Source organism: Bradyrhizobium sp. AZCC 2262 (assembly GCF_036924535.1).
In the GTDB taxonomy this organism is placed as follows: Bacteria; Pseudomonadota; Alphaproteobacteria; order Rhizobiales; family Xanthobacteraceae; genus Bradyrhizobium.
The window spans coordinates 2,336,367-2,351,421 of sequence record NZ_JAZHRT010000001.1 but is presented as its reverse complement, the minus strand read 5'-3'; the positions used below and the strand labels follow the sequence as shown (position 1 = coordinate 2,351,421).

Sequence of the window (15,055 nt, the reverse complement as noted above, 5' to 3'; positions counted from 1 at the left end):
GAGATTATTGACGCGCTTTCAAACGGACGAAGCTCGCGCGCACCACCTTTGACGACAGACCCATGAAAGACAGAGTTCGGCGCGCTTGTTACGAGCGCGCTCCGACGAGTCTAGGTCCTCCGATCGGGGATTTCTTGAACGATACTCGAAAGAGTAGGCGCAGGCTTAACTGCTGCGATCATCTGGGCGCTGACCTCCGCGATCAGATCGGGGCGGCAGTGAGAGCGTTGTTCGGCACGTCTGAGACTCTTCGTCGAAAATCATCGACCGGTCTACTCGCATATATGCCGACATGGCATGACTCAGCTCGGTTTCATTCCAATCGCGGAAGATCCGCAACTCGTCACTCCCGGGCAGCAATCCCGAAAACGATTTTACATGTAGTTGCTCTACTTGGATTACGTCCTCATTCTCAAACGTCAGATAGAAATGCGTCGCGTCCCTGAGAGCCGCCTTGTAGTGCACGCGCGCCGAAATTTCCCTGAACTGAATTTCCGACAACTCCGCACCTGACAGCTCAAAAGGTCCTTTTGAGCCAACATGCATTTGGAAGCCGCCGTCATTTATGAATATGGCACCCAGTTGACCCACTCTGATTGCAACTGATTGTCCTGCGACGTTTGTCGACAGATCGAACTCATGACCTTTCCTGTATTCTGGCACTTTGTAAGAATAAAACGAGAAGGGAAACTCACCGTGAAGACAGGTGAACGAGGTGGCCTTTCGCGCACTCTGCAATACGAAGTGACAGTGGCGAAGCTCGTCGATAAGTCCCGGATCGACGATTAACCCGCGATCCGGCAGTGAACGGTCGAACAAGAGACTCGTTTCTTTGATCAATATGCCTAACAGGATCTTGGAAAGCCAACGGGCCAACGCAAGCCTCTCCTCACTGCGCACCACATGGCCACGGCGAAAGAGCGGCTGAACGGCGCCCTCAATGGTCGACAAGAATCCAGTATTGCAGTCAATGCAGCATGGCACAGTCAGACTTCGGTATGGAATGTGGGTTCCGTTCAGCAGCGTCAGCCGCTCATCGAACAGACTGCATTCATTCTGAAGCCACTTAGGGATTACATGCTCGCCGCTGCCGCCGCTCGATGGACCGCCGCAGGCAAAGCATCTTTTCGAAGCAATACTGCTCTCTAAAACTGCTCTATCCGTTAATTCCAGCACCTTCATGACGGTACGATATAATCGATTAAGACCGTCATCAACGGAAGTGCTCCGGTGAGCCTGACTCGTGTATCCTTCGAAACCATAACGTCCTGGATCACATCGAAATAGTCGGCTTCCGAGCGGACTTTGTAGGGATACGCAGCAGCGTGCCTGCGAGGCCCATTTTCCATCGGCTCAAGTGCGACGATGTGCTCCCGGTTGGTCAACACCACGCGGCCGATCGCCACTATATCCACGCTTCAGATGGTCTCGCAGATCACGGACGAGCGACAGACCCAGAAAACCCTCTCAACTGGCGCGCAGGCGCCATATGCAAAACTCCGATTCAGAACAGCTCGGGGTCGAGACGTTCGGGAGGGCCGGTTTGACGTCCCACCGGTTCGAACGGCTGTTCATCCTTCGCCGCCGGAAATGCCGCCAAAAACGTGGTCTCAAGGCTGCTTGCCTGCCCACAAGATATTGGGGAATCGGGGCTTTGACGCCACTAGATCGTTCACTCTATGTTCGAAGTCGGTTATCAATAAAAAATAGCTGAGTCTGGCTTTCCGGGTCCCCCCTCTGATTTCCGATCACCCAGTGAGAGATCAGCTGCAGAAGCAGATGACTCTGCCGTCACTGCTTGGATCGAATTGGAGGATTTCTGTCTTGCAATCATTTCGCTTTATCCACACCGGCGACATTCATCTCGACAGCCCCCTGAAAGGACTTTCCGGACAGCAAGACGCGGCAGCCGGACGGATTCGGACCGCTACGCGAACGGCGTTCGAGAACCTTATCAGCCAGGCGATCGAGGACGAGGTCAATTTCGTCATCATCGCCGGCGATCTCTATGACGGCGATTGGCGCGACTACCAAACCGGCCTCTTCTTCGTAAAACAGATGGGCCGGTTGGCACAGGCTAAGATCCCCGTCTTCCTGCTTCATGGCAATCACGACGCCGAAAGCCAGATCACCCGCAAGCTCACGCTGCCGACCAATGTCAGCGTGTTTTCGGCGCGCAAGGCCGAAACCTTCCGCCTTCAACATCTCAATGTAGCCCTGCACGGCCAGAGCTTCCGGCAGCGCGACATCACGGACAATCTGGTTCCCGCCTATCCGCCGCCGGTTGCCGGTTGCTTCAACATCGGTGTCTTGCACACCGGCTTGGGCGGCATGCCGGGACACGCGAACTATGCGCCATGCGCCATCGAAGACCTGATCAACAAGGGCTACGACTATTGGGCGCTCGCGCATGTGCACCAAGCCGCAGTCCTCCACGAGCGGCCCCATGTCGTGTTCTGCGGCAATCTGCAGGGCCGCCACATCCGGGAAAGCGGCCCGAAAGGCGCTTCGCTGGTTACGGTCGAGGACGGCCAGATCGGGGAGATTTCGCCGCTCCATGTTGATTGCGTGCGCTGGATCCATTTGCCGGTTCCGGTGGAACAGTGCAGCGCTGTCGCCGACGCCGTCGATCGTGTTCGGCAGGCCATCGAAGAAGCCGTCGAGCGCGACGCGCAAGGGCGTCTGCTCGCCTGCAGAATCGAACTGACCGGGCAGACCGAACTGCACGGCGAACTGCTCGCGTCAGCAGATCATCTCCTTGCTGAGGCGAAGGCCGCAGCTCTGGGCTTGGGCGAGGAGGTCGCGTGGATCGAGCGCCTCGTCGTTGCAACTGCGGGCCCCGAAACCGCAGCCGCACGCAAGGACGCGCTGGGCGACCTTCAGCGCATCATCGAGAGCGCTGGCAGCGACGCCGAGCTGCAGGCGCGGCTCGCGACGGATCTTGGCGATCTCGTCCGCAAGCTGCCTCACGACATCCGTTCGGATGCGCACGACGCAGTGCTCAAAGCCGCCATCGACGGCAACATCGCAAGCTTGATCGCCCATGGCGGTGCGTATCTCAGCGCACGTCTCACAGCGGAGAAGGTGTAATCATGCGTATCCGTCAGCTCGATTTGCTTCGATACGGTCACTTCACGGACGCCATCATCGCTTTGCCGGCCGGCAAGCAGGATTTTCAGATGCTGCTCGGCGAGAATGAAGCCGGAAAGTCGACGGCGATGAACGGCGTCGAAGACCTGCTCTTCGGCATCCCGGCCAACTCTTCACGTAACTTCCTGCACGAGTACAGCGCCATGCGGGTAGGCGCGCTTCTGGAGAAGGGGAGCGATACGCTTAAGATGCGCCGCCGCAAGGGCAACAAAGACACGTTGCTGGGCGACAATGACACGCCCATCCCTTCGGGCGAGGGCGCGCTCGCGCCGTTTCTTGCCGGCGCCGATCGCCGATTTTACACGCGGATGTTCAGCCTCGATCACGAGCGCCTGCGCCAGGGCGGCAAGGAAATTCTGCAAGCACAAGAGGATGTCGGCCAGATGTTGTTCTCGGCGAGCGCCGGGATTATGGGCCTGCGCGAGACGCTCAAGACCATGGAGGCCGAAGCCGACGCGCTTTGGGCCTCGCGCCGCGCGGCGCACCGAAAGTATTTCCAGGCAGAGGAACGTCTGAAGGCTGCCGAAGCCTCGATGCGCGACGATGTCGTGACGACGACCAAGTGGCAGGCACTCAAGAGCGCGTTCGAGACCGCCAACGATGCTTATGGCGTCATCGAAAGCGAAATCGAGCTCAAATCGGCGGAGTTGCTCAAGCTCAACCGCATCCGCCGGGTTTGCCGCGACGTGCGCAAGCGCGCCGAGACTCAAAGCGCTATCGACTCGCTCCGCGAGGTCATCCCGTTTGATGCAGACGCTTCCAAGATTCTGGAGAAGGCCGCAAAGGACGAAGCGGCCGCCACGGCGCGCATCGCGACCCTGAGCGAGCAAATCGCGGCGCTTGAGGCGGAATGCGCGGCCTTGATCTTCGACGAAGCCCTGCTGGCACGTGCCGAAGACATCGCGCAGCTCCGTGATCGCCGCATCCAGGTCCGCGCCGGGAAGGCCGATCTCCCCAAGCGGCGGGCGGAATTGGCCGCGGCAGAAACGACCCTCAATCGCCTCGCCGGCGAGCTCGAATGGAGCGGCGATATCGATCAGTTGATCGCGCGCATCCCCGCCAAAGCCAAGGTTGCGGTCCTTCGCGCTTTGCTCAACCGCCGCGGGGCGCAATCCGGCGCGGTAGAGAATGCGAAGAACGCCGTGACCGAAGCCGAGGAGAAGCTCGGCGAGATCGGGGCGGAAATCGAGGCCCATGGGCCGGTGACAGATGTCTCGAAGCTCGCGACAGTGATCAAGGCCATGCGCGAACTTGGCGACATCGCCGGCCAGATCGCCAACTCGAAGCGCGAGGAGCAGGAGGCGCTGACCGCAATTACACGCTTGCTGAAGGCCCTGCGGCCGGCAGTCGCCGATTCTGCCGTCCTGGAATCGGCGCCGGTTCCCCCGCGGGCTTCGGTGGAGGCCCACCGAGACGCGTGCCGAAGCCTGGAGCAGCGGCAGCGGACCTGCCGCGAACGGATCCGCAATGCCGAGCAGGAGCGCGTCCGGCACCAGAGGGCCTATGAACGCATCATCGCTGACAAACACGTCGTGTCGGCCGACGAGCTTGAACGCTTGCGCGGCCGGCGTGACACCGGTTGGTCAATCATCCGCCGCCGCCATGTAGAACGTGTTGCGGTTTCCGAAGACGAGATGGACGCCTTCGGTCCGCCCGATGCGTTGGCGCAGGAGTTCGAAGCCGCAATGCGTGGTGCAGACTCGGCTGCTGATCGGCGCTTCGAGCACGCCGACGCTGCCGCGCAGCTTGCGGTCATTGGCCGCCAGATCAGCGAGCAGGACGACCTGCTGGAATCCTTGGGCCTGGAAGAACAGGCGTTGGCGCAAGAGCGCACAACCCTGGATGCCGCCTGGTCCGCGCTGTGGTCGGGCAGCTCCATCAGGCCGCAAGATCCGGACGTGATGATCGAGTGGCTGCGCACGCGGTCCGAGATCCTGGACGTGAACGCGCGGCTCTCGGCGGCTGAGCTGCATACGGGAGGATGGCAACAGCGCGAGGACGAAGGCAAACGTCTGGTCTTAGACGAGCTTGAGACGTTGGGGGTTTCCACAACTTCTCTTGCTGCCCAGCCGCTCCATCTCATCATCGAGACCGCGGCGGCGCAGGAGCGCCGGCACGAAAACGCTGCCAAGACGGCCCGCGACCTCAATGAGGCACACCGCAAGGCGACGGGCGTGGTTGTGCGCAAACGCAAGGATTTGGAAAAGGCCGAGGCTGAGTGGACGGAGTGGACGAGCGCGTGGCAAGCCGCCCTGAAAGCGCTGCAACTCGCCGCAATGGCGACGCCTGAGACGGCCGAAGCGCAGATCAACGCCATCGATGACATGCGCGAGGCGGCAGTCCGGATCAACGAACTGCGGCATGAGCGCATCGAAAAGATCGAGCGCGATGTGAAAGCGTTCGAGGCCGACGTGGTGGCCTTAGCGCAAGCCATCGCACCGCGCCTGAATGGCACTGATCCCGAGGAAGCTGTCTTGGAACTCGATCGCGAGGCTGCAGGCGCAGCACGCGTGCGGGGCCTGAGGTCCGCGAAGGATTCCGACATCGCCAGCTTGCAAGAGAAGATCGATGACTGCCGTGAATCGAGCCGCGAAGCACGCGAAACCATTACACAGCTCCAGCAGAAGGCCGGTGTCGCATCGACCGACGAATTGCGGATTGCAGTTCAGCGCTCCGACGAGATGCGCAAGTTCAGCGCCGAGCTTGATCGGCTCACGACCGCGCTGACGCAGGATGGAGATGGCCTTTCGGTTGCGGAGCTCGCAACCGAGTGCTCGGGCATCGACCTCGACGCCATCGCGGCCAAGGACCAGACGGTCACCGAAGAAGTGCAGGAATTGCGCAATCGCCTGATGGAAGCGCGCGAGACCCGCAACACCGCGCGCCAGACCTTCGAGGCCATCGGCGGTGACGACCGGGCAGCGAGGGACGCCGCGGATCGGCAGGCGGCGCTTGCCGAGATGACCGAGATCGCCGAGCAGTATGTGCGCCTTCGCTCCGCCGTCGCATTGTTGCAGTGGGCGATCGATCGCTATCGGCGTGAGAAGCAGGCGCCCATGCTCAAGCGCGCGGGCGAGCTGTTCGCTATCCTCACTTGCGGGTCTTTCCAAACGCTGCAGCTCGAATTCGACGAACACGACAACATGCAGCTCGCCGGCCTGCGTCACGACGGCCGGCAGATCCCGGTTGGCGGCATGAGCACTGGCACTGCGGACCAGCTCTACCTCGCGCTCCGGATCGCCGCGATCGAGGATTATCTCGACCATGCCGAGCCCATGCCGTTCATCGCGGACGACCTGTTCATCAACTTCGACGACAAGCGCGCGGCAGCCGGCTTCCGCGTCTTGGGCGAGCTCGCCAGGAAGACGCAAGTCTTGTTCTTCACCCACCACGAGCACCTGCTGGAGGTCGCGCGAAAGGCCTTGGGCGCGCCGATCAGCGGCGTTACGCTGCCGGTGGCCGCAAGCCCGCTGCCTCCACGTTCCCAGGCCGCATAACGGCCCGGGATTCCCACAGTTTATGCTATCACTCCATCTAACATATTGATATTGCTTGACAAAATTTGGCTTCAAAAATTTTCAGGTTCAGTTTTCCGGGTACCCCCTCTTTTTTTCGATCACCTAGTGAAGGGTGGGCCGAACGAATTGGACGCCCGGTAAAACCCGCTGCTGAAAGGGGCGATATGGCACGTCCGTTGTTGAAGAAGAACCTGGCCCGCCCGCCGGGTATCGAACGGAAGATCGACATCGCGCTGACCCAGGATTGGGCCACCCTTTCCCGGCGCGCGCGCGAGACGAATCCGCAATCCGGCGATTTCCTGCCGTCGGAATGTCTCGTCCATCTTCTCCGGGATGCCATCCGCCGCGGCGAGGACCGTATCGCGAGGGTGCTGATGCCGCAGCTCCTCAAACGCGCCGAGGCCAATCTCGAGCGCACGGTGCCGGACAGCCGGATGCGCGACGCCGAGTCGGTCCGGCACGAGATTCTCAGCGATCTCGCGATGGTGTTCACACAAGACGGTACAGAAGGGCACGAGGACGAACTGGACTTCTATGAATGCAAATTTCTACGGGCGTTGCGATTCCTTCGGATCGATCATGTCCGCAAGGCGCTGTCCGAGCGCAAGGAGCTGACTGATCTGCCCGAAGCCGACGACGGCGAGGGCGAGGCCGCATTCGATGAGGAAATGCTGGCGCGGTTGTCCCGAATGGCGAGCATCGGTCCGTCGCAAGAAGATGCTCTTTATCTACCCGAGGTTATCGCCGCCCTGGATCGCATGCCCGCCGACCAAAAGGAGGCGGCCGTCCTCCGCCGCATCATCGGGCACACCGAGGAACAGACCGCAAAGATTTGCAAGGTGGACAAGCGGACGATTCGCTACCGCCTCGCTGCCGCCGACAAGCAGCTCAAGACTATGAAGGAGGACCTATGATCATGACCGCCACCCAAACGTCCCTGCGAGACGCCATGTACGCCATGTCACTGGCGAAGGCTGTTCCGGACGCCGAACTGCTCGACGAATTCGCGCGCCTCTACCCGAAGTATGCCGACGCGCTCACCGAATTCGCCATTGAACTTGCGATCGACTCGCTCATGCACCGGAGTGACGAGGAAGATGTCCCCGCCGATGCCGACGCGATCAGCGACGTGGTGTCGCGCGTCATGAGCCAGTTTGAAAACCAGCTCTTCGAACGCCGGCAGGCGCGCGCGGCGACCCCGCCCGCGCGCGCCGCGACAGCTTCCGTGGAAAATCCCTTCGCAGCGCTCGACCGGCAAGGATTTCGTGCGCTCGTATCACAGCTCGACGTCAACAACGCCTTCCTTTCGAAGCTGCGGGATAGGACGATAGAACCTATTTCGATTCCAAAAGCATATTGCCGGCATCTCGCGCAGGAGATGGATGAGGATACAGAAGCAATGGTTGCGCACCTCTATGCGCCACAAGAGTCCGTCGCAGCCGGCCGCCAACTTTACAAAGCGGAAGGAAAGCCCGCTGCAACGGCAAGACAAAGCTTCGAAGAAGCGGTGAAGACATCTGGATTAAGCGAAGAACAGCAACGCCGGTTGCTGTCGTTTCAGGACTAGATAATGGATTCGTTCGAACCCATTCGGAAGGCTGCGGAAGACTTGCACCATCAGGTGGCGGGCGACGGTACGCCCAGAAAGCCTATGGAGCTGGTCAATGCCGCAATCAAGCATCTCAAGCTTGAATTGACTTGGCTTCCGACGGGCGATCCCGCGCTCAAAGGCGCGCGCGCCGTCTTCGACGATCAAAGCGGTACGATATTCGCCGAAGACATTGGCAATGAATCGCAGCGCGCGCTCGTTGTCGCGCACGAGATTGGGCATGAATGCATCCATGCCGGGTCCGTCGCTTGCAGCGCCGAGGACGTGGATCCCTCGCGTTCAATGGAAGCCGCGCCGGTCGGCCTGCAACGTGTTGAGGACTACGGCGCGCACGAGCGCCGGGAGCTGCAGGCCAATGTGTTTGCGCGAGCGTTTCTATTCCCCCGATCGCTCGCGCGGCGGATGTTCGTCGACCAAGCCCTGAGCGCGTCCGACATCGCCAAGCAGCTCGATTTGCCGGTGCCGCTCGTGCGTCAGCAAATCCTAGATGTGATCCTTCTGCCGCCTCCCCCCACAGATGAAGAATCCGACAGCCCCCTGGCCCGTCCGTCTCGGCCGGACCCGGCGCAAAATCGCGCGGCGGCACATCGCGGCACGCCGTTTCAGCTCCAAGCCGGTCCGGGAACGGGCAAAACGAAGACACTGGTCAAGCGCATCCTCTCTTTGCTTGAGGAGGGTGTCGATCCCGCGTCCATCCTTGTTCTGACCTTCTCAAACCGTGCCGCCGGTGAATTAGCCGAACGGGTTAGTGCTGCTGCGCCAGACAAGGCTCCGAAGATTTGGATCGGCACATTCCATGCTTTCGGGCTCGATCTCGTTCGCCGACATTATGAGGAGTTCAAGCTTCCGCCGGACCCGGCTCTGTTCGATCGCAGCGATGCGATTGCGGTCCTGGAAGAAATCCTGCCGACCCTGCCACTGGTCTATTATCGCAATCTTTGGGACCCCGCTCTGATCTTGAAAGAGATTTTGAGCGCGATCTCTCGCGCCAAGGACGAGCTATACGACGACAAAGGCTATCTCGCCCTCGCGAAGAAGATGGAAGACGACGCCGGCGAGGACGAAGAGAAGCAGATCGCCGCGATGAAGTGTCTTGAGATCGCCGCTGTCTACGAACGTTATGAGCGCGCCAAGGCCGATCATAAGGCCGTAGATTTCGGCGACTTGATCATGGGGCCGACACGGCTCCTGGAAAACAACAAGGCGATCCAAGCGGCCGTTCAGTTGCGCCACCGCCATGTTCTCGTCGATGAATATCAGGACGTGAACCGGGCGAGCGTGCGCCTGGTGAAAGCCATTGCTGGCGACGGTAAGCGCTTGTGGGTCGTGGGTGACGCGCGGCAATCCATCTACCGCTTTCGTGGCGCCTCCTCCGTCAACATGGCGAGTTTCAAGGCCGAATTGTTTCCAAGAGCCGACATCGATCAGCTCGGGATCAGCTACCGCTCGACCCAACAGGTTATCGATGCGTTCACGGCTTTCGCGAAGGACATGGGCGCGTCCAAAGACATGCTGGCGCTCGCGTTGACCCCTGATCGCGGCGTGGGCCCGGAGGGGTTCGATCTGCGCAAGTTCGATCGCGATGAAGATGAAGAGGAAGGCATTGCCGCCGCGATCCGAGAATTGGAAACGAAGGGCGTGCGGCTGCGGGACCAGGCGGTTCTTTGCCGTTCCAACCGACGCCTGAATGAAATCGCCGCCGCTCTTGAGGCACGCAATATTCCGGTTCTGCATTTGGGAAGCCTGTTCGAGCGCGACGAAATACGCGACCTCTTGGCGCTGATGAGTCTCGCTGTGGACCCGTTTGGCGACGCGCTCGTTCGCGTAGGAGCCTTGCCGCGTTACGGCATTCCGCTTCAGGACATTCACGCGGCTCTTATTCACTTGCGCGATGAACGAAAGCGCTCGGTGGAGCGTGTCGACGAGCTCGCCAACCTGCCCGGCCTGTCAGCGGAGGCCGGCAACGGTTTCCGGCGGCTCACCGCTGACTTGAAGGGACTCGTCCCACAAAGCCAGCCATGGGATTTCCTTACGGCCTATCTGCTCGATCGCACCGATATCGGTCGCACCATGGCGGGCGCCACCGCGGTTCCGGCGCGGATGCGCAACGTGGCGGTCTGGCAATTCCTGAATTTCCTGCGTGATCACAGCCCGGTCGGGTTTGGCTTTCCGATTCAGCGCGCCCTTGATCGCGTCCGCCAGCTTGTGCTGCTCGCAGAAGAGCGCGACCTGCGCCAAGTTCCCGCCCCTGCCCTCCACATGAATGCGGTCCGGCTAATGACCGTGCACGGCAGTAAAGGCCTTGAGTTCGAGGCGGTCCACGTGCCCGGCCTTGCAACGCGGAGCTTCCCGACTTCTTACACGGGTCAACGCTGCCCGCCCCCGGTTGGGCTCATCGCAGGCGCGGAAGGCAGCGTTTCGGATGATGCCAAGCGTTCCCACGCCATGGAAGAAGAATGTCTTTTCTTCGTGGTGATGTCGCGCGCGCGCACGTATTTACGGCTCTACCAGACGCGCTTTTACGCAAACGGCGACAAGCGCTCTTCATCCAAGCTTCTGACGAAGCCGTTGTTGCGGTTGGTGCACGAGACGGCTTCTCCGCCGACCGTCCCCTTGCCGCCCGATGCCCCGCGGCCACAGCCCATCGAAATCACCTTTGGACCGGATTGGATCCTCTCCGATCGGCGGCTTGAGCTTTACCAAAAATGCCCGCGCCGCTTCTTCTACACGCACGTCCTTGGACTGGGCGGCGCACGCAAGGCGACGGCCTTCGCGCGCACGCATGACTGTCTTTATGAGCTGATCCGCTGGATGTCGCAGGCGCGCCTTGAGGGCGACCCCGCCGAGGCCGACGCCGAAGCGGCCTTCGAATCGATCTGGCGGGATCGCGGGCCGAAGGACCATGCTTTTGCCGGGGACTACCGGAAGCTCGCCTCGCGCCTGGTCGGCGCGCTGGTTCGTTCTGGCGCTGGCCGCCGCTTCCAGAAGTCGGAACCGCTTGCGATTGACTTCCCGAACGGCCGCGTCGTGGTCGAACCGAATGAGCGCGCAGAAATGCTCGACGGCAAGGTCGTTCTGCGGCGTGTGCGCACCGGTTACCGGACCAAGGAAGAGTATGACGGGCTTGAATACACACTCTACCGGCTCGCCGGCGAGGTGCACTTCAAAGACGGCTTCGTGGTTGAAGCCTTGCACCTGACTGACGGCGTCATGGAGTTCGTCGAGATCAGCGACGAGAAGTTCGGCAACCGGCGCGACAAGACGGAAGGCATGCTCTCCGGAATCAACGCCGGGAACTTCCCGACCGACATCAATCCGGTCACCTGCCCGCGCTGCCCGCATTTCTTCATTTGCCCAGCGGCGCCGAAGGGGCCGCTCGACCTTTCTTAAAAAAGTCGCGCTCCGCCTTTCCGGGTCCCCCCTGCATTTTCCGATCACCTCTTGAAGGGACGGAGATGGCAAAGGGGCCGCACTCCTGATCCCAGCAAGGAGTGCTGCACATGACTTCAATCGACATCTTCTACCAGGGTGAGGGAATCCGCGAGATCGCGCATTTCGAAGCCGCCCCGGATCACAGCTTCGCCGCCATCAAGATCGCGATCATCGAGAAGCACGGTCTCGACAAGGAGACCCTGATCTACCTCGAAGACCGCGACGAGCCAGTCGATGAGAGCTGCCTGCTCCGCGACCACGCCGGCCACTCCGGCATCAAGGCCCATCTGCACCGCTGCCGCCACGTGGAGGCTGCCGTCACCTTCAACGGCGAGACGGTGCACCATGCCTTCGGTCCCGGCACGACCGTGGCGCGGGTCAAGACCTGGGCAGCCGAGCGCAAGTTCGGCATGACGCCGCAGGAGGCCGGCGAGCACGTGCTGCAGATCGCTGGCACCAAGGACCGGCCGGATCCGGGCACGCACCTCGGCACGATCGCGTCCTGCCCGGCGTGCAAGATCGCCTTCGACCTCGTCCCCAACGAGCGCGTCAACGGCTAGGGAGCGGCGTGATGAGTCTCCCGGATGAGCGGGCTTTCCGGGCCGATATCGGAAAGCCCGCCTTCCGCCTCGCGCAGGCGGAAGGCCGCTGGCATCTCGTCGGCATCGCCTGGCCGCACGTGCTGATCGCCGTCACCGCGGCCGACGGCCGCGCCTATGTCCTGCGCTTCAACTGCGCCGGGTACCCGCAGCAACCGCCGACCGGCGGACCGTGGGATCCTGAGAAGAACACGATCCTGCCCGTCGCGCGCTGGCCGCGCAGCAAGGGCGGGCGGCTCAGCACGGTGTTCCGTCCCGACTGGAAAGGCGGCACCGCGCTCTACCTACCCTGCGATCGCGAAAGCATCGTCGGTCACGACAACTGGCGGCACGAGCTGCCCTCGAAAATCTGGCGACCCGCCGCCGGCATCAATCAGTACCTGGAGCTTGTTCATGAACTTCTCAATTGCGCAGATTATTGCCCGCCTGTGGGCGCCGCGGCATGAGATCTCCTGCTCGTGGTTTCTGTGGCGGCGCCTGTGCGCGAGGCTGCGCGAACGCGGCCGCAACGCGACCCGCGAGAGCGGCGCGTTCCTGCTGGGCGACCACGCGGACGGCCGCGCCCGCATCACCGACTTCATCCTCTACGACGACCTCGACCCGCACGCGCTCGACACCGGCATCGTGCATTTCGACGGCCGGTCTTTCGGGACGCTCTGGGACATCTGCAAGCAGCGCGGCATAAGCGTCGTCGCCGACGTGCACGTGCATCCCGGCGGCGCGGGGCAGAGCAGCTCCGATCGCGATCACCCGATGATCTCGCGCGCCGGACACATCGCATTCATCCTGCCGAATTTCGCGCGGCCGCCGGTGCCGCAGGAATCGGTCGGCATCTACCGCTATCTCGGCGGCAAGCGCTGGGACACCGTGCCGGCCGCCGCCCGTCGCATCTTCTTCCACATCGGACTGTGAGGCCGCCATGACCGCATTCACCGCCGCCGACAAGCTGCACCGCTTGGTCAAGCAAGCGCTCGACAGCGGCGCCGCCGCAAGCATCGCCGAAGCCGAAGCGCTCTTCGCCGGATATCGCCTTGCGCTGCGTATTAGCGAGGAGGCCGCACGAGACCGGCATCACCAAGCAGCCCTCCTGACCGCCGTCGTACTCGCGCGGCGCGTCTTTCTGGGCGGCGTGAGCGTGGCACCGCTGCCCGAGACACCGCTGGCCGTCCCTCTTCCGTTCGGCGCCACGCTCGCCGAAGCGATCGTGGGACTTGGCGGCAGCATCGGGGAACCGGCAGTCGCCACGCCGGTGATCGAGATCGGCGGCGCGCCGTCCGCGCGGCGCGCGCCGTTTCATGTGCGTACCGTGTTCGCCGGCTGGCGCGGCGGGATCGTTCCGGCACCAGCCGAGGCGGCACCCGTGCCGGCGCCCGTCATGGCGCTGGCGCCGATGCTCGCCGCCGCGCTCGCCGTGAGTGAAGCCTTTCTTTATGTCTCCGGCCACCTTTATGTCTCCGGCCACGTGGGCATCGCGGGACGCCGTGCTCTGGGTCTGTCGCTCTGGGATCCTGCGCCCGCGTGTGACTGGCTTAGCACCACCGTCACCGAGCCGACGCTCTCGCTCTTGCCCACGCGGCTGTGGCTCATCGGCCTTGGCCATCTTGGCCAGGCCTATCTTTGGGCACTCGGGCTCCTGCCCTTCGCCCGCCCGCAAGACTTGAGGCTGATCCTGCAGGACATCGACGTCATCACGCCCTCGACCGAGAGCACCTCGATCTTGAGCGACTCCACGCTCATCAACATCAAGAAGACGCGCGCCATGGCGGCTTGGGCCGAGCGCCGGGGCTTTTCGACCGTGATCCACGAGCGCTTCTTCGACGCTTCGTTCCGGCGCCAGGACGATGAGCCTGCCGTCGCCCTGTGCGGGCTCGACAACGGCGCCGGACGCCAGGCACTCGATCAAGTCGGATTCGACTTCGTGGTGGAGGCGGGGCTGGGCCGCGGGCACCGGGACTTTCGAGCGATCCGCCTGCATACGCTTCCGGCGTCGCGGTCGGCGTCGCAGATCTGGCGCAGCGCGCAGGCCGTCGATCAGGTCGAGGACCGCCCCGCGTACAAGAGCATGCTCGCGAGCGGAGCGCTCGATCGCTGTGGTGTAACGCTACTCGCCGGCAAAGCCGTCGGCGCGCCGTTCGTCGGCGCCGTCGCCGCGACGCTCGCCTTGAGCGAGGTGCTGCGCCTTCTGCATGGCGGCGCTGTGCATGAGCTCGTCGACGTCGACCTCAAGGCGCCAGAATACCGCAGCACCGTGCTGACGCAGCAGGACTTCAGTCCCCTCAATCCCGGTTATGTTCCGATCTAGGCAAGATAGTCCACGCTTGCAGTTTCGCGAATTGCTGCCTATGGATCCTTCAGCAAAGGTTTCGGATGCACAGATGACTTTGTTGTAGAAAGGCGCCTTGGAGCAATGGGCCGATGAGATAAAGTCAAACTGATAAGCTTTCTGCGAAAATCTATCCAGTTTGGCACTGATTAGGTTTTGCTCGAAAGCTTATCAGTCCGCTTGGCTTAGGCGAGAGGGCTGACGGCAAGAATATCAAGAAGCACCGAAACGATGTCTTCCGGCGGGGCGCAGTTGCTGCCTAGTGGCGAAACCATCGAACTTGCAGAACGGACAACTCGATCTTCATCGATTTCTTGAACATGCAGCGAAAGATGACACGATCGATCCAACAATTCGACGTGCCCTTCTCGCGGGACGATGAAATAAGCTACTGCCTACGGACCTACTTGAGTGGAGTGGGTAA

The 15,055-nt window shown here is 61.9% G+C and carries 10 protein-coding genes and 1 pseudogene; 9 read left to right on the top strand and 2 right to left on the bottom strand.

Annotation, left to right across the window (positions count from 1 at the left end; all coding sequences use genetic code 11):
- Nucleotides 1-165: 165 nt before the first annotated feature.
- Complete coding sequence (locus V1283_RS10975) at nucleotides 166-1,182, bottom strand: hypothetical protein (RefSeq protein WP_334386494.1); 1,017 nt, start codon at nucleotides 1,180-1,182, stop codon at nucleotides 166-168.
- Between the two features lie 65 nt (nucleotides 1,183-1,247).
- Nucleotides 1,248-1,418, bottom strand: a pseudogene (locus tag V1283_RS10970) (Ku protein); the annotation flags it as partial.
- A 406-nt stretch (nucleotides 1,419-1,824) separates the two neighbouring features.
- Between V1283_RS10970 and V1283_RS10965 the strand changes: the two are divergent.
- The 9 genes from V1283_RS10965 (at nucleotide 1,825) to V1283_RS10925 (ending at nucleotide 14,610) form a co-directional block, all read left to right on the top strand.
- Nucleotides 1,825-3,090: a metallophosphoesterase family protein gene (locus V1283_RS10965; protein WP_334386492.1), complete on the top strand. Its 1,266-nt coding sequence runs from the start codon at nucleotides 1,825-1,827 to the stop codon at nucleotides 3,088-3,090.
- Nucleotides 3,091-3,092: 2 nt separating this feature from the next.
- The gene (locus tag V1283_RS10960; protein WP_334393027.1) at nucleotides 3,093-6,647 is read left to right on the top strand and encodes an ATP-binding protein; all 3,555 of its coding nucleotides are present in this window, start codon (nucleotides 3,093-3,095) and stop codon (nucleotides 6,645-6,647) included.
- Between the two features lie 185 nt (nucleotides 6,648-6,832).
- Nucleotides 6,833-7,582, top strand: a complete 750-nt coding sequence (locus V1283_RS10955) for a sigma factor-like helix-turn-helix DNA-binding protein (protein ID WP_334386491.1) — start codon at nucleotides 6,833-6,835, stop codon at nucleotides 7,580-7,582.
- Nucleotides 7,579-8,235: a hypothetical protein gene (locus V1283_RS10950; RefSeq protein WP_334386490.1), complete on the top strand. Its 657-nt coding sequence runs from the start codon at nucleotides 7,579-7,581 to the stop codon at nucleotides 8,233-8,235. Before V1283_RS10955 ends, V1283_RS10950 begins: the two co-directional genes overlap by 4 nt.
- A gap of 3 nt (nucleotides 8,236-8,238) precedes the next feature.
- The gene (locus tag V1283_RS10945) at nucleotides 8,239-11,667 is read left to right on the top strand and encodes an ATP-dependent helicase (RefSeq protein WP_334386489.1); all 3,429 of its coding nucleotides are present in this window, start codon (nucleotides 8,239-8,241) and stop codon (nucleotides 11,665-11,667) included.
- 110 nt (nucleotides 11,668-11,777) lie between these two features.
- Nucleotides 11,778-12,269 carry a hypothetical protein gene (locus V1283_RS10940; protein ID WP_334386488.1) on the top strand — a complete coding sequence of 164 codons (492 nt, stop codon included), beginning with the start codon at nucleotides 11,778-11,780 and terminating at the stop codon, nucleotides 12,267-12,269.
- 11 nt (nucleotides 12,270-12,280) lie between these two features.
- Entirely contained in the window at nucleotides 12,281-12,754 is a 474-nt protein-coding gene (locus tag V1283_RS10935) for a DUF7665 family protein (protein ID WP_334386487.1), read from the top strand.
- Complete coding sequence (locus V1283_RS10930) at nucleotides 12,702-13,220, top strand: hypothetical protein (RefSeq protein ID WP_334386485.1); 519 nt, start codon at nucleotides 12,702-12,704, stop codon at nucleotides 13,218-13,220. The genes V1283_RS10935 and V1283_RS10930 overlap by 53 nt, the downstream gene beginning before the upstream one ends.
- Nucleotides 13,221-13,227: 7 nt before the next feature.
- Nucleotides 13,228-14,610, top strand: coding sequence for a hypothetical protein (locus V1283_RS10925; RefSeq protein WP_334386484.1), 1,383 nt, complete (start codon nucleotides 13,228-13,230; stop codon nucleotides 14,608-14,610).
- Nucleotides 14,611-15,055: the final 445 nt, after the last annotated feature.

What these genes read in the sequence shown, in the direction of transcription:
- V1283_RS10935 (WP_334386487.1), top strand. Translation starts at nt 12,281, where the DNA reads ATGAGTCTCCCGGATGAGCGGGCTTTCCGGGCCGATATCGGAAAGCCC.
- V1283_RS10955 (WP_334386491.1), top strand. Translation starts at nt 6,833, where the DNA reads ATGGCACGTCCGTTGTTGAAGAAGAACCTGGCCCGCCCGCCGGGTATC.
- V1283_RS10960 (WP_334393027.1), top strand. Translation starts at nt 3,093, where the DNA reads ATGCGTATCCGTCAGCTCGATTTGCTTCGATACGGTCACTTCACGGAC.
- V1283_RS10950 (WP_334386490.1), top strand. Translation starts at nt 7,579, where the DNA reads ATGATCATGACCGCCACCCAAACGTCCCTGCGAGACGCCATGTACGCC.
- V1283_RS10940 (WP_334386488.1), top strand. Translation starts at nt 11,778, where the DNA reads ATGACTTCAATCGACATCTTCTACCAGGGTGAGGGAATCCGCGAGATC.
- V1283_RS10945 (WP_334386489.1), top strand. Translation starts at nt 8,239, where the DNA reads ATGGATTCGTTCGAACCCATTCGGAAGGCTGCGGAAGACTTGCACCAT.
- V1283_RS10975 (WP_334386494.1), bottom strand. Translation starts at nt 1,182, where the DNA reads ATGAAGGTGCTGGAATTAACGGATAGAGCAGTTTTAGAGAGCAGTATT.
- V1283_RS10930 (WP_334386485.1), top strand. Translation starts at nt 12,702, where the DNA reads ATGAACTTCTCAATTGCGCAGATTATTGCCCGCCTGTGGGCGCCGCGG.
- V1283_RS10925 (WP_334386484.1), top strand. Translation starts at nt 13,228, where the DNA reads ATGACCGCATTCACCGCCGCCGACAAGCTGCACCGCTTGGTCAAGCAA.